Origin of the sequence: Paenibacillus sp. AD87, assembly GCF_001659845.1 — a bacterium.
GTDB lineage: Bacteria > Bacillota > Bacilli > Paenibacillales > Paenibacillaceae > Paenibacillus > Paenibacillus marchantiae.
Genome location: NZ_LXQN01000022.1, coordinates 1 through 19,190 on the forward strand (window position 1 = coordinate 1; position 19,190 = coordinate 19,190).

Annotated in this window: 11 protein-coding genes, 3 rRNA genes and 1 pseudogene; 4 read left to right on the plus strand and 11 right to left on the minus strand. The window is 45.8% G+C overall.

What is annotated here, in order from left to right; genetic code table 11:
- The 4 genes and pseudogenes from gpAD87_RS28250 to gpAD87_RS28265 all read right to left on the minus strand — a co-directional run.
- Nucleotides 1–249, minus strand: a pseudogene (locus gpAD87_RS28250) (deoxynucleoside kinase); the annotation flags it as partial.
- Between the two features lie 224 nt (nucleotides 250–473).
- Nucleotides 474–589: ribosomal RNA gene (gene rrf / locus gpAD87_RS28255) — 5S ribosomal RNA — on the minus strand.
- 80 nt (nucleotides 590–669) lie between these two features.
- Nucleotides 670–3,591: ribosomal RNA gene (locus tag gpAD87_RS28260) — 23S ribosomal RNA — on the minus strand.
- A 309-nt stretch (nucleotides 3,592–3,900) separates the two neighbouring features.
- Nucleotides 3,901–5,452, minus strand: a 16S ribosomal RNA gene (locus gpAD87_RS28265).
- Together the 16S, 23S and 5S rRNA genes form the textbook arrangement of a ribosomal RNA operon.
- Nucleotides 5,453–6,466: 1,014 nt before the next feature.
- Here gpAD87_RS28265 and gpAD87_RS28270 point away from each other — a divergent pair.
- The gene (locus tag gpAD87_RS28270; RefSeq protein WP_064642103.1) at nucleotides 6,467–8,233 is read left to right on the plus strand and encodes a methyl-accepting chemotaxis protein; all 1,767 of its coding nucleotides are present in this window, start codon (nucleotides 6,467–6,469) and stop codon (nucleotides 8,231–8,233) included.
- A gap of 312 nt (nucleotides 8,234–8,545) precedes the next feature.
- On the opposite strand, the gene gpAD87_RS28275 is transcribed toward gpAD87_RS28270, so the two are convergent.
- The 3 genes from gpAD87_RS28275 to gpAD87_RS28285 form a co-directional block, all read right to left on the minus strand.
- Nucleotides 8,546–8,872 carry a hypothetical protein gene (locus tag gpAD87_RS28275; RefSeq protein ID WP_064642105.1) on the minus strand — a complete coding sequence of 109 codons (327 nt, stop codon included), beginning with the start codon at nucleotides 8,870–8,872 and terminating at the stop codon, nucleotides 8,546–8,548.
- A gap of 93 nt (nucleotides 8,873–8,965) precedes the next feature.
- A complete protein-coding gene (locus gpAD87_RS32730; RefSeq protein WP_064642107.1) occupies nucleotides 8,966–9,499 on the minus strand; it encodes a hypothetical protein in 534 nt (177 codons plus the stop codon).
- 314 nt (nucleotides 9,500–9,813) lie between these two features.
- Nucleotides 9,814–9,981 carry a DUF3934 family protein gene (locus gpAD87_RS28285; RefSeq protein WP_064642109.1) on the minus strand — a complete coding sequence of 56 codons (168 nt, stop codon included), beginning with the start codon at nucleotides 9,979–9,981 and terminating at the stop codon, nucleotides 9,814–9,816.
- A 311-nt stretch (nucleotides 9,982–10,292) separates the two neighbouring features.
- On the opposite strand from gpAD87_RS28285, the gene licT reads away from it, so the two are divergent.
- From licT to gpAD87_RS28300, 3 genes are all read left to right on the plus strand, one after another.
- Nucleotides 10,293–11,153 carry a BglG family transcription antiterminator LicT gene (gene licT / locus gpAD87_RS28290; RefSeq protein ID WP_063568380.1) on the plus strand — a complete coding sequence of 287 codons (861 nt, stop codon included), beginning with the start codon at nucleotides 10,293–10,295 and terminating at the stop codon, nucleotides 11,151–11,153.
- A gap of 185 nt (nucleotides 11,154–11,338) precedes the next feature.
- Nucleotides 11,339–13,240 carry a beta-glucoside-specific PTS transporter subunit IIABC gene (locus gpAD87_RS28295; RefSeq protein ID WP_064642111.1) on the plus strand — a complete coding sequence of 634 codons (1,902 nt, stop codon included), beginning with the start codon at nucleotides 11,339–11,341 and terminating at the stop codon, nucleotides 13,238–13,240.
- A 42-nt stretch (nucleotides 13,241–13,282) separates the two neighbouring features.
- Nucleotides 13,283–14,692, plus strand: a complete 1,410-nt coding sequence (locus tag gpAD87_RS28300) for a glycoside hydrolase family 1 protein (RefSeq protein ID WP_064642113.1) — start codon at nucleotides 13,283–13,285, stop codon at nucleotides 14,690–14,692.
- A gap of 97 nt (nucleotides 14,693–14,789) precedes the next feature.
- On the opposite strand, the gene gpAD87_RS28305 is transcribed toward gpAD87_RS28300, so the two are convergent.
- The 4 genes from gpAD87_RS28305 to gpAD87_RS28320 form a co-directional block, all read right to left on the minus strand.
- Nucleotides 14,790–16,010 carry an MFS transporter gene (locus gpAD87_RS28305; protein ID WP_063567173.1) on the minus strand — a complete coding sequence of 407 codons (1,221 nt, stop codon included), beginning with the start codon at nucleotides 16,008–16,010 and terminating at the stop codon, nucleotides 14,790–14,792.
- Nucleotides 16,011–16,043: 33 nt separating this feature from the next.
- Nucleotides 16,044–16,643 (minus strand): TetR/AcrR family transcriptional regulator, encoded by a 600-nt coding sequence (locus tag gpAD87_RS28310; RefSeq protein ID WP_064642889.1) that lies wholly within the window; start codon nucleotides 16,641–16,643, stop codon nucleotides 16,044–16,046.
- A 122-nt stretch (nucleotides 16,644–16,765) separates the two neighbouring features.
- Nucleotides 16,766–17,917 (minus strand): S1C family serine protease, encoded by a 1,152-nt coding sequence (locus gpAD87_RS28315; RefSeq protein WP_064642115.1) that lies wholly within the window; start codon nucleotides 17,915–17,917, stop codon nucleotides 16,766–16,768.
- Nucleotides 17,918–17,931: 14 nt separating this feature from the next.
- A complete protein-coding gene (locus gpAD87_RS28320) occupies nucleotides 17,932–19,176 on the minus strand; it encodes an FxLYD domain-containing protein (protein WP_064642117.1) in 1,245 nt (414 codons plus the stop codon).
- Between the last annotated feature and the right edge of the window lie 14 nt (nucleotides 19,177–19,190).

The window sequence follows — 19,190 nt, forward strand, 5'->3', positions numbered from 1 at the left end:
ATGACGGGTGTATTCTTCTTAATGTAGTGCACGCCTGTGTCTTCCAGTTGCTTAAACCGGTTACACAGAAAAAACATTTCAAGCTGGAAGCTCCACTCATCTATATCCTGATAGAAGGAAGCCAAAAAGGGATTCTCTTCTACAATTTCCTTGACCAGCGGAAGGTTCAATTCCTGAGAAAGCATCGTGCTAACGTTGTTTTCCCGCACCAATCGGACCCTCCACGGCAATAAACGGGGCTGATTTCATCGTGATTCAGTTCCTCCTCGTACTCATGCGTGTTTCCGTTTCTATATAGACCCCACCTATTGTATCACAGCTTGGATGATGGGAAGGCCAGTATTTTATGTATAGAATGAGTTTTATCTCTAAGACGAAGATATATAAAACAGCCTACAGAAGTTATATTCATTCCCATGATCATAATAACAGAAAAAGACACGATCGCTTATCTACGATCGTGTCTTTTGATTGCTTGGCGGCGTCCTACTCTCCCAGGACCCTGCGGTCCAAGTACCATCGGCGCTAGAGGCTTAACGGTCGTGTTCGGGATGGGTACGTGTGGAACCCCTCCGCCATCGCCACCAAACGCATAGCTTAGCTTACATTCAGAGTTTATTCTCTGAAAACTAGATCCGAAACGAAATGTGCGATTTACAACTTGCATATTTGGATAAGCCCTCGACCGATTAGTACTGGTCAGCTCCATGCATTGCTGCACTTCCACCCCCAGCCTATCTACCTCGTCGTCTTCAAGGGGTCTTACATACTGGGAATCTCATCTTGAGGGGGGCTTCACGCTTAGATGCTTTCAGCGCTTATCCCTTCCGTACATAGCTACCCAGCGGTGCTCCTGGCGGAACAACTGGTACACCAGCGGTACGTCCATCCCGGTCCTCTCGTACTAAGGACAGCTCCTCTCAATTTCCTACGCCCACGACAGATAGGGACCGAACTGTCTCACGACGTTCTGAACCCAGCTCGCGTACCGCTTTAATGGGCGAACAGCCCAACCCTTGGGACCTACTTCAGCCCCAGGATGCGATGAGCCGACATCGAGGTGCCAAACCTCCCCGTCGATGTGGACTCTTGGGGGAGATAAGCCTGTTATCCCCAGGGTAGCTTTTATCCGTTGAGCGATGGCCTTCCATGCGGTACCACCGGATCACTAAGCCCGACTTTCGTCCCTGCTCGACTTGTAGGTCTCGCAGTCAAGCTCCCTTATGCCTTTGCACTCTTCGAATGATTTCCAACCATTCTGAGGGAACCTTTGGGCGCCTCCGTTACTCTTTAGGAGGCGACCGCCCAGTCAAACTGCCCACCTGACACTGTCCCCGCACCGGATTACGGTACCAGGTTAGAACCTAGATACGATCAGGGTGGTATCCCAACGGTGCCTCCACAGAAGCTTGCGCTCCTGCTTCAAAGGCTCCCACCTATCCTGTACAGATCGTACCCAAATTCAATATCAAGCTGCAGTAAAGCTCCATGGGGTCTTTCCGTCTTGTCGCGGGTAACCTGCATCTTCACAGGTATTAAAATTTCACCGGATCTCTCGTTGAGACAGCGCCCAAGTCGTTACGCCATTCGTGCGGGTCAGAATTTACCTGACAAGGAATTTCGCTACCTTAGGACCGTTATAGTTACGGCCGCCGTTTACTGGGGCTTCGGTTCACAGCTTCGGATTGCTCCTAACCGCTCCCCTTAACCTTCCAGCACCGGGCAGGCGTCAGCCCGTATACTTCGCCTTACGGCTTCGCACAGACCTGTGTTTTTGCTAAACAGTCGCTTGGGCCTTTTCACTGCGGCCCCCTCGTGCTATTCACACTACCGGGGCACCCCTTCTCCCGAAGTTACGGGGTCATTTTGCCGAGTTCCTTAACGAGAGTTCTTCCGCGCGCCTTAGAATTCTCTTCTCGCCTACCTGTGTCGGTTTGCGGTACGGGCACCATCACCTGGCTAGAGGCTTTTCTTGGCAGTGTGAGATCATGACCTTCGCTACTATAATTTTCGCTCCCCATCACAGCCCAGCCTTAATGATGTGCGGATTTGCCTACACATCAGCCTCACTGCTTAGACGGACATCCATCAGTCCGCGTCACTACCCTGCTGCGTCCCCCCATTGCTCATAACGGCTTACGGTGGTACAGGAATTTCGACCTGTTGTCCTTCGACTACGCCTTTCGGCCTCGCCTTAGGTCCCGACTTACCCTGAGCGGACGAGCCTTCCTCAGGAACCCTTAGGCTTTCGGCGGATCAGATTCTCACTGATCTTTCGTTACTCATACCGGCATTCTCACTTGTATAATGTCCAGCGCTCCTTACGGTACACCTTCAACCCTTATACAACGCTCCCCTACCCCTGATGCAAAGCATCAAGCCATAGCTTCGGTGGTGTGTTTAGCCCCGTTACATTTTCGGCGCAGAGTCACTCGACCAGTGAGCTATTACGCACTCTTTCAATGGTGGCTGCTTCTAAGCCAACATCCTGGTTGTCTGTGCAACTCCACATCCTTTCCCACTTAACACACACTTGGGGACCTTAGCTGATGGTCTGGGCTGTTTCCCTTTTGACAATGGATCTTAGCACTCACTGTCTGACTCCCGGAAGTAAGTCTATGGCATTCGGAGTTTGACTGAGCTTGGTAACCCTTGCGGGCCCCGCACCCAATCAGTGCTCTACCTCCACGACTCTGTTTTCCGAGGCTAGCCCTAAAGCTATTTCGGGGAGAACCAGCTATCTCCGAGTTCGATTGGAATTTCTCCGCTACCCCCACCTCATCCCCGCATTTTTCAACATGCGTGGGTTCGGGCCTCCAGTGCGTGTTACCGCACCTTCACCCTGGACAGGGGTAGATCACCCGGTTTCGGGTCTACGTCCACGTACTAAGTCGCCCTATTCAGACTCGCTTTCGCTGCGGCTCCGGCTCTTCACCTTAACCTTGCACGGGAACGTAACTCGCCGGTTCATTCTACAAAAGGCACGCCATCACCCCTAAAACGGGCTCTGACTTTTTGTAAGCACACGGTTTCAGGTTCTATTTCACTCCCCTTCCGGGGTGCTTTTCACCTTTCCCTCACGGTACTGCTTCACTATCGGTCGCTAGGAAGTATTTAGCCTTGGCAGATGGTCCTGCCGGATTCATACGGGGTTTCACGTGCCCCGCACTACTCGGGATACATCTCGGAGAGAACCAACTTTCAAATACAGGGCTTTTACCTTCTTTGGCGGGCCTTTCCAGACCTCTTCATTTAACCGGTTCCTTTGTAACTCCATGTGAGATGTCCCACAACCCCAAAGAGCAAGCTCTCTGGTTTGGGCTTCTCCGCGTTCGCTCGCCGCTACTGACGGAATCACTATTGTTTTCTCTTCCTCAAGGTACTTAGATGTTTCAGTTCCCTTGGTATGCCTCTACATAACCTATGTATTCAGTTATGAGTAACTGGAAATTACCCCAGCTGGGTTTCCCCATTCGGACACCCCCGGATCAAAGCTTGCTTACAGCTCCCCGAGGCAGTTTCGTTGTTCGCCACGTCCTTCATCGGCTCCTAGCGCCTAGGCATCCTCCGTGTGCTCTTAGTAGCTTAACCATATTTGCTCCGGTTTCGACTGTTCGCTTCCCTTGTTTTGCTTACGCAAAGCCAAAAGTCGCTCTCATTCGATACCATCGCAATGCAGTTTTCACTATTTATTGAAACTTGTTTACACAAGTTCAGCTTAAAAAGGAATGTTCTAAATCGCAAAATTTCGTTTCGATATCTAGTTTTCAAAGAACAAGCTCCATGCAAAAGCAAGCTGTTTGAGAGTTTGAGCTCTCAAAACTGAGCAACGAGTGAGTAGTATTTGCAGATCTAGTCTGCGTATTTGAATGTTTCCACTCGGGAAACGATTCTCCATAGAAAGGAGGTGATCCAGCCGCACCTTCCGATACGGCTACCTTGTTACGACTTCACCCCAATCATCTATCCCACCTTCGGCGGCTGGCTCCTTGCGGTTACCCCACCGACTTCGGGTGTTATAAACTCTCGTGGTGTGACGGGCGGTGTGTACAAGACCCGGGAACGTATTCACCGCGGCATGCTGATCCGCGATTACTAGCAATTCCGACTTCATGCAGGCGAGTTGCAGCCTGCAATCCGAACTGAGACCGGCTTTGTTGGGATTGGCTCCATCTCGCGATTTCGCAGCCCGTTGTACCGGCCATTGTAGTACGTGTGTAGCCCAGGTCATAAGGGGCATGATGATTTGACGTCATCCCCACCTTCCTCCGGTTTGTCACCGGCAGTCTATCTAGAGTGCCCACCCGAAGTGCTGGCAACTAAATATAAGGGTTGCGCTCGTTGCGGGACTTAACCCAACATCTCACGACACGAGCTGACGACAACCATGCACCACCTGTCTCCTCTGTCCCGAAGGAAAGATACATCTCTGTACCGATCAGAGGGATGTCAAGACCTGGTAAGGTTCTTCGCGTTGCTTCGAATTAAACCACATACTCCACTGCTTGTGCGGGTCCCGTCAATTCCTTTGAGTTTCAGTCTTGCGACCGTACTCCCCAGGCGGAGTGCTTAATGTGTTAACTTCGGCACCAAGGGTATCGAAACCCCTAACACCTAGCACTCATCGTTTACGGCGTGGACTACCAGGGTATCTAATCCTGTTTGCTCCCCACGCTTTCGCGCCTCAGCGTCAGTTACAGCCCAGAGAGTCGCCTTCGCCACTGGTGTTCCTCCACATATCTACGCATTTCACCGCTACACGTGGAATTCCACTCTCCTCTTCTGCACTCAAGTCACCCAGTTTCCAGTGCGATCCGGGGTTGAGCCCCGGGATTAAACACCAGACTTAAATGACCGCCTGCGCGCGCTTTACGCCCAATAATTCCGGACAACGCTTGCCCCCTACGTATTACCGCGGCTGCTGGCACGTAGTTAGCCGGGGCTTTCTTCTCAGGTACCGTCACCTTGAGAGCAGTTACTCTCCCAAGCGTTCTTCCCTGGCAACAGAGCTTTACGATCCGAAAACCTTCATCACTCACGCGGCATTGCTCCGTCAGGCTTTCGCCCATTGCGGAAGATTCCCTACTGCTGCCTCCCGTAGGAGTCTGGGCCGTGTCTCAGTCCCAGTGTGGCCGATCACCCTCTCAGGTCGGCTACGCATCGTCGCCTTGGTGAGCCGTTACCCCACCAACTAGCTAATGCGCCGCAGGCCCATCCCCAAGTGACAGATTGCTCCGTCTTTCCAGTTTCCTTCAGGAGAAGAAAACAACTATTCGGTATTAGCTACCGTTTCCGGTAGTTGTCCCAAACTTGAGGGCAGGTTGCCTACGTGTTACTCACCCGTCCGCCGCTAACCATCCGAGAAGCAAGCTTCTCTTCAAGTCCGCTCGACTTGCATGTATTAGGCATGCCGCCAGCGTTCGTCCTGAGCCAGGATCAAACTCTCCAATAAAGTATTGAAAAGAGCGATAAGCTCATTTTGAAACTGACGAGATTAAAAATCTCATTTATTTTGCTTCAAAATCATACAGTCCGAAGACGTGTACCGATTTCTCAGCGTCGATCTTGCAAGCAAGATCGTTACTCACTCGTTGTTCAGTTTTCAAAGATCAAACTTGTTTTCGTTGCCGTCGTTGTTCTCTTCAGCAACTCTTATATATTATCACGTCCGAACCAACTTTGCAAGCACTTTTTTTTAAGTTTCTTTCGAAGCTTATTCATTCGCTTGCCGCACCGTGTTTCTCGTGTTTTCTTGGCCGGATTAATAATATACCATGTTCTAATACTAATTACAACCCATATTATAAATTAATTTTATTCACTACATTGGGTTGATCTACTCTCCTATTATAAATGCACTCCAGTAGTTGTTAGCTACAGGAATCTACGGAACCGTTCTTTGAGTTCTATGGGACAGCCTATATTGGTTGTAATCCTAACCCCTAAGCTCTAATGAACAGTTTGTCTTGTAGGGCCATGAAAACTTTTCTTCATTAAAGTCACTACTTATTAAGTTAGCTTCATCTATACTGTTGTCTTTCATTACAGTGATAGGATATCGTTCATTGATCTTTTCGTATTCACCAAGTCTCGTTTAGAGTCATTTTTGCGTATTAATGTATTTCATATATGCGCATATCTTTATTTCAACATAAATCCCTCTCCCCTTGATGTATATACATGTTAGGCACAATTCACTTTTTAAAATGAAGGGACCTTATTCCTTTTAGCATTTAATTTCCCCAATCTTCAAAGAAATTGTCTTTATAGATTTGCGCATTTTTTAATAATGAACACAATAATGAAAGAAATGAGGGAAATTCTGAAAACCTTGGTACTAAAGCATCATTTTCATTCAAAAACTAACATTAGTCTAACCCTATTACGATATATCACATGGATACGAAGCACCATACGTAGAGCGAACACGCATCCAGATGGTCACAATTAGAAAAAGGAGTGAACTATGTTGTTAGATAAGATAAGGTGGAGTACTCTTCCCTTCTTTGCTAAAAATCTCGTTATTTCATTCGGCAGCATTATGTTGATTGGGGTTATCCTCATTGCTGCGGGATATCAACTGCAAAAGAATATTCTGAGTCAACAATTGTACGAGCAGGCTGAAGTTACAACACAGAAATGGTTTGATGATCTGGATACAGACAAAGTAATTGAAGCAGTAAAAGAGAAAAGTTATTCTGGACCTGTTCAGAAAGAATTAAGAGAATACCTGGATTCCATCCACGAGCTATATCCCAATATTGCACAAGCCTATATCTTCGGCACTGAACTGAAGGAAGGAAATCAGACATCCATCATTGCGATTCCTACTAATTTGTTGGGGCCTTTTGAAGAAAGCAATATGGCAGCAGGTTCAATGTATCCATTACCACAGAAAAATGTTATAGCTCTTGAAGGTATGAAAAACGACGAGGAGCCCGCATTAAGCAGTTTTTATACGGACGAATACGGTACTTGGACTACGATTATGTACCCTATTAAAAATGCCGAAGGAAAAATGTACGCCGCACTTTACTTCGACGTTGATGCAAACGCAGTTCCAAAAGGACTTCATAAGCTGATTACATACAGTAGTATTTTCCTTATCGGTTTCCTGGTCCTGTTTATGGTATTGCAGTATATTCTATTGAAGAAAACACTTAAGCCAATCCGTGACCTTATGAAGGGTATTGAGACTGCAAGCGCAGGCAATCTGGATGTAACCATCCAAACCGGACGGGATGATCTGGGAATTATCAATGAAAAATTCAATACGATGATTCAGCGATTCAATGACACGATGTTCAAAGTCCAAACGACATCTTATCACCTCTCTGACTCATCCAAGAAATTACTAGATATTTCCGAGAAGAATAATGATAATATCCAGATGATCAGCAGCAATATTCGGGACATCTCTCACGGCCTTCGCTCCCAGGATCAGGCGAGCGTGGAAAGTGCCCGAGCAATGACAGAAATGTCTACCGTTGTGCAGACGATTGCCAGCAGTTCTGCAGATGTAGCGGATGAGGCATTAAGCATGGAACAACGTTCCAATACAGGTCATGAGATTATGCAACAAGTGGTTGAGCAGATGAGACTCATCTCTGGTGCGGTGAAACACACGTCGGAATCGATACAGTCTTTGGAAAGCCGCTCCAACGAAATTAGCAGCATCGTAAATATGATTACACAGATTGCAGATCAGACTAATTTGCTCGCCCTGAATGCTTCCATTGAGGCGGCTCGTGTCGGTGAGGAAGGAAAAGGGTTCGCGGTTGTCGCAGGGGAAGTCCGCAAACTCGCTGAACAGTCCCAGGATTCTGCCAAACAGATCCGTACCTTAATTGACGGCATTCAGCGCGATATCCTTCAATCTGCCGAAGCCATGCAGCTTGGCTCCCAAGAAGTGGAGAAGGGATCTCAAGTCACTATGGAGACGGGCCAATTCTTTGAAGATATTCTGACAGCTACGAACAAAGTCGCTAACCAAATTCAGGATATCTCCAGCTCTACCGAAGAAATATCCGCCAGCACACAGGAAATGTCCGCTACTGCAGATGAGTTGTCTGCGAGCGTCAGCAAAGCAGCACATAGCAGCAAACAGATTGAGCAATCCATTGCCGAACAGGAATCATCCATGGCCTCCATTGTTGCTGCCTCTGATGAACTTTCGGCTGTATCGGGCCAATTGCAAGAACTGATCTCCTTCTTCAAAGTAAGAGCTAAATAGAGCTGAATACCAAGTAAACAATAAGAACGTTAATAACAACAAAAAACCAAGATGCTTGAGGGTAATTCCTGCGTCTTGGTTTTTTTCTATTCGTTTAATATGATGCGCTTGCGACGAAATAAAAAAGAGACCATCCCTGTATTCAGGTCAGTTCCCTTCTCTACTCTATCTCGTGCCCATTGAAACGGACTTGTCACTGGAAGTTTCGGAGCCATCTTCTTTCATTCAAGCTGCTATATAATAGACTGTATTACAGATTTAAGAGATCTTATCCAGATATCGGGTGGGCAGATCTCTTATACCTTTATAACTTCACCTTTTATTTTCCTTGTAGGTACTTGTATATCTCTGATACTCATTCTTTACCCGATCATATCGACCCTCACCCGTATAGAACACGATCTCTACAAAATGATCCTGTGCTTCTAAAATGGTGTGTAGCTGGACAATCTTACGTTTATTTACTACTTGGTACCCTTCCATCTGAATCCCCTTCAAACCATTGATTTCAACAGACGTGCGTTCTGGAACGAGAATGGAGTTCTCTGGATCAGCATACATTTCAGCGACATAACGTCCATACTCCTCTAACGTTAGATCGGAATCAGATTCTTCCTTTGGTTCGAGATATATCGACATGTAATCATTGTTTGCCTGCAGAGAGATATCCAGATCTGAACCCCGTAATTCAAAATCTTGAACTTCCCAATTAGATGGAGTACGGATCTGGAATTAAGAATATTTTCCCTGATGCGATGTAAGATCGGTCGATGAAAGGACAAGGTCTGATGGTTCATCATTCAATATCCGAAATTGTTGAGACATTTTTTCGAAAAATTCCCGGTCTGCTAACGTAAATTCATACATCGATGTATATGTAATGATATAAAAATGGTAGTTACTTTCTAGGTATGCTGTAATGTACCCGAATTGATTCCTCTCATAACTGGTTCTTCCTTCTTTTACGTAAGCCTCCTTTTTATCAATAGTTAGATTGCTGGTTCTGATGATCTCATCTTTCTTTCTCTTTGGGCCTTGTGTAGATTCAATATTTTTCTTGTGGATTGCCATGCAATCGGTCAATGACGTATCCGATAAGTAGTCTGCCCGGTTCACTCGGTCGATTCGGATGGACTTTGTTCGATCCACTGGCGATAACTTCAATAGTGATGGATTAATAAGTTCTGTTGAAACCTTCCAATCCGAAGAGAGGGTTATTTCCACTTCCTTGTTCTTAGAGAATATTGTTACAGGTATTTCATTCACCGTTTTTTTCTAAGAAATAAATTTGGAGACCGCAGGAGTATTGGGAACACCTGACGAAGAGCTGCACGCAGTAAGCGTAACACCAACCATAAACAAATTAATTGTGTGTATCATTCTTTTATTGGACAATGACAAATCTCCTTTGTTCTAGGTAGTATGTCGACACAACATAGGGGTAATTTACCATTTATATCGGCAATTTGGATATCACTTATTAGGCTGTGTTGAGCATAATTTTTTAAACGCATCAAACCAAAAAAAGAGATCTGCCCTGTTTCAGGTCAGATCTCTTCTCCAACTTATCTCGTGCCCATTTACACGGACTTGTCACTTGGCGTTTCGGCATCGGTTTTATTCTTTGTGCCTTTACTTTTATAAGGCTTCGGAGCACTTTTCGCCCGGTTAGCAGCGGCTTGCCAACGGTTCCAACCTTTTTTGCCAGTACCACGGCCGGTACCGCCTTTTCCTTTTGCTTTGCTCATGTTATCACTCCAATAATCCTGTATATGCTTAAAAATGACCGTCCTCGGTAACTTATTATGCAACCCAGCCCATCTAATTCACTTCCAGCTTTCTTATTATAACAAAAATTGACGTCTTTACGTTCATTTCCATAAATCATTGTATTGTTATTCTGTTATGAAAGCGGTATAGTGGACATAATTGAAAGAGGAAGCTGCGTCTTCTTCGGGATTGTTACTGGTAAGCAGGCGATACCCAAACAAAAGGCTGTCTAATAAGCCTTTGTTTGGGTTTTTTGTTATTATTACGAGCTATTGAGGTGAACACATACATGATCATCCGACAGATTTTCAACAACAACGTCATTCGCGCCGAGAATCAGGTAGGCCAAGAGTTTGTTGTCATCGGCAACGGTCTAGGTTTCAAGAAGAAAAATGGACAGCCCGTGGATGAGGATAAAATCGAGAAAACCTTTGTGCTGAAATCGGATAAAATACCGCAAAAATTGATTGACCTGATCGGTGAAACATCGGTTGAATATTTAAAATTGGCTGACGAAATTGTAGGCTACGCCAAAAAGGAAATGGGTGATATTTTTAGTGATAATATCTATATTTCATTGATTGATCATATTCAATTCGCCATTACGAGGTACCGCAAATCCGTCGGACTGAAGAATTCCCTTTTGTGGCAAATCAAGAAATTTTACAAAAAGGAATTTGGGATTGGCATGAATGCCGTGGATCTGATTCAGGAACAATTCGGCATCCAAATGGATGAGCATGAGGCCAGTTTTATTGCCATGCATTTTGTCAATGCCCGCCAAGATGGTCAGGGTATGAAACAAACGGTTGAAATTACCGAGGTTATTGATGATATTTTCAACATTGTCACCAATCATTACCACATCGCCCTGGATGAAAATTCATTTAATTATTCCCGGTTTATTACCCATCTGCAATACTTTGTTCAGAGAATGCTGAGTAATGAACAGGAGCAATTTGCATCGGGTGATAACTTCCTGTATGAGCAGGTTAAAGACAAATATGCCAAGGCTTTTCAGTGTACACAACTGATTAATCAATACCTTGAAGAGAAGTTTGAAAGCGCCATGTCCATTGATGAAAAAGTGTACTTGACGATCCATATTCACCGTGTCACTTCCCGTAACGAAATGCTGGACGCTGAATAAAAAAAAGCTTGCAAACGATTTCGGCGTCATTTATAGTAGGTCTCACAACTTAACGACAAGGATTGTTACTGGTAAAGCAGGCGATACCTAAATGATTGGCAACGAGTCATCTTTCCGATGATCATAGCCATTCGTTTAGGTATTTTTTTGTTTTCAGGCAATCTTAACAACAAAGGAGAATGAACATGGATCATAAAAAAATGGGGGATGACATCGTTCGTCTCGTCGGCGGAGAAGCCAATATCAATGGTCTTGTCCACTGTGCAACCCGGCTGAGATTCGATCTGAAGGATTCGAAAAAGGCTGAACGCGAAACGCTCGAGAAACACGATGGTATCATTACCGTTGTCGAAAGCGGCGGACAGTTCCAGGTCGTCATTGGCAGCAATGTGGCTCATGTATATGCAGAGATCATGAAAAACAGAGATTTTGGAGGGGATTCTTCCTCATCTGCTGAGTCCACAGGAGAAAAAACCTCGGTATTATCCAAAGTTTTTGAAATTATATCCGGAAGTTTCTCACCGTTAATCCCGGCCATGGCAGGATCAGGTATGTTAAAAGCTTTGTTGACTGTCCTGACCATGCTTGGATGGATGTCTGATACAAGTGACACGTACCTGATTCTATCTGCTGCCGGGAACGCAGTCTTTTATTTCTTGCCTATCTTCCTCGGTATCACACTTGGTATGAAACTGAAAGCCAATCCTTATGTAGCCGGTGTAATTGGTGCCGCTCTGATGGAGCCGAACTTTACCGGACTGATGGATAAAGGCTCGGATGTATCGTTCCTCGGCATACCCGTTGTCATGATGAATTATTCAGCCAGCGTGTTCCCGATCTTCATATCGATCAGCATCTACGCTGTACTCGACAAACTACTGAAGAAAATCATTTTGAAAGATCTGCAATTGTTCCTGGTACCGATGATTGCTCTGATGATTATGGTTCCTTTGTCCGCAATGGCCTTCGGCCCTTTCGGCACCACGGTAGGTGACTGGATCTCCTCCGGCGTAACTTGGCTTATTGGCGTCAGCGGCATTTTGTCAGGAGTTGTACTGGGTGGATTCATGACCTTCATGGTTGTCTTCGGACTCCACTGGGGTTTCACACCAATCACGATTCAGAATATCGGGGTTGGCGGCGATCCGATTGAAGCCATGGCAGCTGCAGCTGTGTTTGCACAAATCGGTGTAGCATTTGGTATTTTCCTGAAAGCCAAAAAGAACAAAACCCTGCGAACCCTTGCAGGCTCCACCAGCCTTACCGGTTTACTTGCAGGTGTAACTGAACCGATCGTATACGGTCTGATCTTGCGTTATAAACGAGTGATCCCTATCGTTGTCATTGCAGGTGCGATCGGCGGTGCTATTAATGGTCACTTTGGCGTTAAAATGACTGCTTATGTGTTCCACAATATATTTGCCATTCCTGTCTATACACCAACGGTTGTCTACGTGATTGCGATTGGCTGCTCCTTTGCTGTAGCAGCGATATTGACCGTGATGTTCGGATATGAAAGCAAAACCAAAGACACAGCTTCTTCCGAAAAAAATGAATCTGTTTCCAATACATTGACTGAAAGTACACCGGAAGAACTTCCTGTCGTACCTGAGGCAAAAACAACTGAAATCAAAAAAGAACAAATTTATAGTCCTCTTACAGGTAAAGCTGTAGCCTTAAGCACCATTAACGATCCTGCTTTCTCAACAGGTGCCATGGGCAAAGGATTGGCCATTGTTCCTGAGATTGGTGAAGTCGTCGCTCCTGTGGATGGCGTTGTAACTTCAATCTTCCCAACTGGACATGCCATTGGATTAACGACCAACGCAGGTACCGAGATTTTGATTCACATTGGTATTAACACGGTGGCGCTGAAGGGAAAACATTTCAATCCTGTCGTTCAGGAAGGCGATATCGTTAGACAAGGCGATCTGTTGATCCAATTTGAAATCGATAAAATTAAAGAGGCCGGATACGAAACCGTGACCCCTGTCATTGTTACTCTTACGCAGCAGGAAGTCGATGTATTCGAAACGACTCAAGAGCATGTACAGAAAAACGATGTCCTGCTGACTTTGGTTGTCTAACTCAACTTATATTATATGTATTCAATTTAGGAGGAACTAACAATGAAGCACACTCAACTTAAACCATTTCCTAAAAATTTCTTCTGGGGAGGTTCAACCTCCGCCTATCAAATTGAGGGAGCCTGGAATGAAGATGGCAAAGGCCCTTCTGTCATCGACATGGGCAACCATGTGGAAGGCGTAACCGACTTCAAGGTAACAAGTGATCACTATCATATGTACAAAGAAGATGTGGCCCTGATGGCCGAAATGGGCTTCAAAGCCTACCGTTTCTCCATCGCCTGGACTCGCATCTATCCGCAAGGTGCAGGTGAAGTAAATCCAAAGGGACTGGCATTTTATGATTCCTTGATTGATGAGTTAATTAAATACGGTATTGAGCCCATTGTGACCATGTATCACTTTGATCTTCCTTATGCGCTTGAAGAAAAAGGGGGCTGGTCCAACCGTGCAACGATAGATGCCTTTGAACAATATGCCAAAACACTTTATGAAAACTACGGTGACCGGGTCAAATATTGGCTGACCATTAATGAACAAAATATGTTGATCCTTCACCCCGGCTCGCTGGGTACACTGGATACAACGCTTGTTGATCCACAAAAAACACTGTATCAGCAAAATCACCACATGCTGGTCGCTCAAGCCAAAGCCATGGTCCTGTGTCATCAGATGCTGCCTGAAGCCAAAATCGGCCCAGCTCCCAATATCGGTGTTATCTATCCTGCGAGCTCCAAACCGGAAGATACGCTCGCTGCTGATAACTATGCTGCCATTCGCAACTGGCTCTATCTCGATATGGCGGTATATGGACGCTACAATCATATTGCCTGGAGTTATCTCGAAGAAAAAGGATATACCCCTGTCATTGAAGATGGAGACATGGATATCCTGGCTCAAGGAAACCCTGATTTTATCGCTTTTAACTACTATACATCACAGACCGTTGGTGAAAGCCTGAATGATGGCAATGACTTCTCCCATACAGGAGACCAGCATGAAATCGTCGGGGAGCCAGGAGCTTACAGAGGATCTGTAAATCCAAATCTGCAAAAGACTGAATTTGGTTGGGAAATTGATCCCGTTGGTTTCCGCTCAACGCTGCGCCAGATCTATTCCCGTTATCATCTGCCATTGATCGTTACCGAGAATGGTCTGGGTGCATTTGATAAACTAGAGGAAGGCGACGTGATCAACGACCCTTACCGCATCGAGTTTTTCAATAAACATATCGAGCAGATTCAATTGGCTATTACAGACGGTGTAGATGTATTCGGCTTCTGCCCTTGGTCTGCGATTGATCTGGTCAGTACACATCAAGGATCAAGCAAACGTTATGGATTCATCTACGTGGATCGGGAAGAATTCGATATCAAGGAATTAAGACGTATCCGCAAACAGAGCTTCCACTGGTATCAAAAACTGATTGAAACCAATGGAGAAGTCCGTTAATACTGTAAAATAAAAAGCCAGTCGTTTGCACATCGTTCATGTGTAGCCGACTGGCTTCTTATGTTGGTTCACTCACTCATTCATATTCAATTCAGGATTACATCTCTGCTTTGGCGTTGCCTGTGGAGTTAACTCCTCTTAACACCCGCAGAGATAACAGGAAACAGATTGCCAGAACAACAGCTGCTGAAACGTAAGGATAGTTGATATTCACATCAAACAGTGCTCCCGCTACAATTGGACCTGCGATATTCCCCAAACTTGTGTAGGCTGAGTTCAATCCGGCCACAAAGCCTTGCTGTTCTTCCGCCAGTTTGGACATCTGCGTACTGATTGCCGGACGCAATATATCCATACCAAGGAAGACGATAAACGTTACGACAAGAATCATCCAGTAGGTGTTCACAAACAAGGTCAACAGTACAAATACGGCTACAAAAAGCAAGCAGACAGAAATGACTTTTTTCTCACCAAAACGGTTTAACAGCCAGCCAATCATGGAGACCTGCACTACAGCTCCCGCAATGGAACCAAACGTAATAATGAATGCAATATCCTTGGTGGTGAAGCCAAATTTGTGATCCACAAACAAAGAAAAGACCGTCTCATAGTTAGCCAGACCAAAAGCCATGACAAATACGATAATCAAACTGAAAAAGTAAGGCTCCCGGTACGAATGCAGCAACTGGGAAACCATGCCCGGGCTTTTGACCTTCGCTGCACCCGCAACAGGTTTGGTTTGCTCTCCGGTAATTCTGGTCGATTCCGGCAAAATAATCAATGTAATGATGGATGCCAGCAAACCTGCAATACCTGCGGCATAGAAAGGAATTCGAATGCCAAAGTCCGCGATATATCCGCCGATCCCCGGACCAATAATAAATCCTGTAGTAATTGCCGCATTGATTAATCCCATGCCTCTACCGCGTTCTTCATCTGTCGTAATATCTGCGGTATACGCCATAACTGCCGGGAAGATCATTGCTGCACCGATTCCGCCAAGCATCCGGGCAGCGAAGAGCAGCGATGGTGCATTCACAGCACCAAACATAAACTCCGATACAGCAAAAATTAACATGCCGCCAACAATAATTTTTTTACGTCCCAAGATGTCAGACCAACGGCCCGCAACTGGAGAAAACAGAAACTGCGTGAAGGAGAATGCTGCTACCAGCAAACCAACCGTGAACCCAGTGATATGCAGTAGATCCATGTACGCAGGCATAATAGGTACAACAAGACCTATACCTGTAAAAACGAGAAAAATATTAAACATTAACAGCAGCAAAGCGCCCCTGTTCCGTGTAAGTAATGCCATGATTCCATCCTCCGTAGTTGTCAAAATGTTGCCTTAAGCTTTATCTTTTGCTATTCCATACAAGAATACGCTAGCCGCCTGGCGGTATAAGGCAAGAGCCTGTTCTGGCTCCATTCCGCGCGACAGCTGACTAAGTCCAATAATGGTGCTTTCCAGAATGAGCGCAAGATTGTCTGCGTTGTCTGCCTTGAACTCTCCGCTCTCTATCCCGTGTTCCACCAATTGTTTGTTAAATTGAATATGCCGCTCAAACATCAAAGCTATTCGTTCTTCAATATCATTTTCTTTCTTTTCCCCCGTAAAGAACTCATCTGCCGCCTTCGTTAGCGGGTGATTCATATCGTCGAGGATTAATTGTTCTGCCAAGCCGTAGATCTTCTCGGTAGAAGTATGATACAGATGCTCCTTGGCCGCCCAATTCTCTTCCCATTCCCGATCCCACTCATCAATCAAATACAGAAAGAGGCCTTCCTTACTTTTAAAATGGTAATAGATATTGCCTTTGCTGCTGCCTGTCGCAGCCACAATATCTTCAATGGAAGTTGCTTTATACCCTTTTTGCACAAAAAGAGCTCTTGAGGCATCCGCAAGTTTCTTCTTGGTCTGCTCGGTTTGAATTTGCTTTTTATTCATACTCATCCATTTCACTCCGCCTCTTGCATACTGAACGTTCGTTCTGTATTTTAACAGAACCATCAAACTTAAGCAATCAAAAAGGAGAATCGGCTTTGGCGCCCATTCTCCCTCCACAACTTTTATTTCACTTTTTTCCCTTGACCATGAAGTATTTTCAGTTGTCCATTTTCATAACCGACTTGATACGTAACTTTATATTTCGTGGTGACCAATTCACTGTCTTTTCGTTCATCCGCTGTAATAACCGCAGTGACCTCTATTTCATCATTTGACTTGTCTGAGGACGAAACTTCGGCAATGGTAACATAACTGGTGTTGATGTAACCTTCACGGAACTTGGCATAACTTATACCGCTCTGCCACTCACTGCCAAGCAAGGCATAGGCGGTAACATAGTCATTCAGATTCAGGTTCATATAAAATTCGGTCACCAGACCCTCCGCTTCCAAAGAAGCTGAGTCTGCTCCCGCTCCCTGACTGCCACTCGTCTGAACCGCCGTTTTAGACGATGATGGTTTCTCAGACCAGGCCTGGACCTGCTTCAATACACTGGTGATAGGAATGCTGAACCCAATTCCACCTTCCTGCTCCACAACGGCTGAATTAATGCCCAATACTTCACCGGTTTCTGCACTGATCAGTGGGCCACCGCTGTTGCCGTGTGTAATAGGCGCCGAGATTTGATACAGATTACTATAGATATACGGGGCAATTTCGAAGCTGCGGCCAACTCCGCTGATAATGCCTGTAGTTACGGTGTTCTCCAGACCCAGCGGACTACCCAGAGCGAGAATCTCATCACCCGTCTCCGCTTTGGATTTGGCGATAGGTAGCGGTTTAACTTTTTTCAGATCAGGCACCCTGACGACAGCAACATCCGTCTCTTCTCCAATCCCGATAACGGTTCCCTTATACTCCTCATGATTCAGGGTTCGAATCGTTACTTCTTTCGACCCCTCCACCACGTGAGCATTAGTTACCACATCCCCCTGATCATTGTAGAGAAAACCGGAACCCAGTCCGCTGCTGCTCTCAATCGTAACCACTTTCTTCTGACTCTCTTCAATAATCTGTTTACGTGTTTTCTTCACGGCTGTCTGGGAGGACGGTTTAGACGCTGTGGTTGCCGTTTCCTTCGTAGTGACAACAGCCAGTCTTGGTCCATCCTGCAGTTGATCTGCTGAATACTGATGAATCCAGAACACCCCTCCTGCTCCCGCTCCAATAATGATTGCACTGGAGATAATCGTACTCCATGTTCGTTTGGCCATTCCAACCTGTCCTCCTATTCCAGATACCACGTTGCGTTCACTACAGAAACTTCTGCTTCCTCGTACACACCGTAATAATACGTTTCAAAAAATCCTTGATCCCCTACATCAAGCCAGCTTGGATACACATCCGCATAGGTTTGACCGAGATATGCCCCGTCTGAGCTGTAGATGTCCAGCATAACCGTTACGGAAGAGATAGGCCGAGTGGCATTATTCACGATTGAGCCGCTTATATACAGATCGCCATACATATCAAGCGTTGCTTCTACTTCTACAATGCTCACCGCTGCTGTGCGGTTTTTCAGGTCTTCTTCTGCCGCTTGTTGCTCAGCAAGTTGAATTCGATCGGCTTCTGCTTTTTCAAAAGCCTTTTTCTCACTCAGCACCCGTTCGCGATATGCTGTCAGTTTGTCATCCTCGGGCGCGTAGGACAGTCCCAGATCAACGGTTTGCAATGCAGCCGTAAAATCCTTTTTCTTCACTTGCTGTTCAGCTTGCTTATAGCTAAGGCCAGCCAGCTTGTCGATGATTTGTTTCTGAACCGCCTCTGCTTCCTTGCCTTTCAATTTCGATACCGTGTCCAATTTCTCAGCAAGTGCCTGTACGGTTGTCAAACTATCGATTTCTTTCTTTACCTTCAGGACAGCCAGTGTCACCTTGTTGTTGTTTAGGGTCGTACGTACCTTGGCAAATACCGGTTCTTCTCGCTCTTTCAACACTTTCGCTACAGCCTGAAGTGTCTTGTCACCTGCAGTAAGTTTCCCAGTTTTCAAACTTGTCGCAGCCTCGTTCAGCTGATTCATTAGATTGAAGGCTTTGGCTGTAATTTGGCGATCCTGCACAAGTCCATCAACATTCGGCCGTTTCGCAAGAGCCGAATCTAGAAGTTGAAGCGCCTCTTGATATTTTCCGTCCAAGCCCGCCTGCTCCGCCTGTTGATGCAGTGATTTTACCTCCGCATTGATACCCATCTCCTGCTTGTAATAATAAGTCAACAAGGCCCCCATCACCGCTGCTAGAAGCAGTGGAATAATCCAGCTAAATGCTCGGCCTTGTGCCGTGTTGCTCTGCTTCGGTGCAGACTGATGCTGTCTGGATAACTGATCTAATGCTTTGCCCGTTCCACTTTCCAGACCAACTGCTGTTTCTGCCCAAATCTGTTCATCGGTAGAGCTTGAATCTTTTAATTTCGTTCTACACTTCCTACATGTGCTGTCCCCTGGATTGCTTTTGGTCCCACATACGTGACAATACACCCTGATCCCTCCAT

Bases quoted from the DNA above. Each gene is read 5' to 3' on its own strand.
- gpAD87_RS28270 (WP_064642103.1), top strand. From the start codon at position 6,467: ATGTTGTTAGATAAGATAAGGTGGAGTACTCTTCCCTTCTTTGCTAAA.
- gpAD87_RS28275 (WP_064642105.1), bottom strand. From the start codon at position 8,872: ATGTCGATATATCTCGAACCAAAGGAAGAATCTGATTCCGATCTAACG.
- gpAD87_RS28285 (WP_064642109.1), bottom strand. From the start codon at position 9,981: ATGAGCAAAGCAAAAGGAAAAGGCGGTACCGGCCGTGGTACTGGCAAA.
- licT (WP_063568380.1), top strand. From the start codon at position 10,293: ATGATCATCCGACAGATTTTCAACAACAACGTCATTCGCGCCGAGAAT.
- gpAD87_RS28295 (WP_064642111.1), top strand. From the start codon at position 11,339: ATGGATCATAAAAAAATGGGGGATGACATCGTTCGTCTCGTCGGCGGA.
- gpAD87_RS28300 (WP_064642113.1), top strand. From the start codon at position 13,283: ATGAAGCACACTCAACTTAAACCATTTCCTAAAAATTTCTTCTGGGGA.
- gpAD87_RS28305 (WP_063567173.1), bottom strand. From the start codon at position 16,010: ATGGCATTACTTACACGGAACAGGGGCGCTTTGCTGCTGTTAATGTTT.
- gpAD87_RS28310 (WP_064642889.1), bottom strand. From the start codon at position 16,643: ATGAATAAAAAGCAAATTCAAACCGAGCAGACCAAGAAGAAACTTGCG.
- gpAD87_RS28315 (WP_064642115.1), bottom strand. From the start codon at position 17,917: ATGGCCAAACGAACATGGAGTACGATTATCTCCAGTGCAATCATTATT.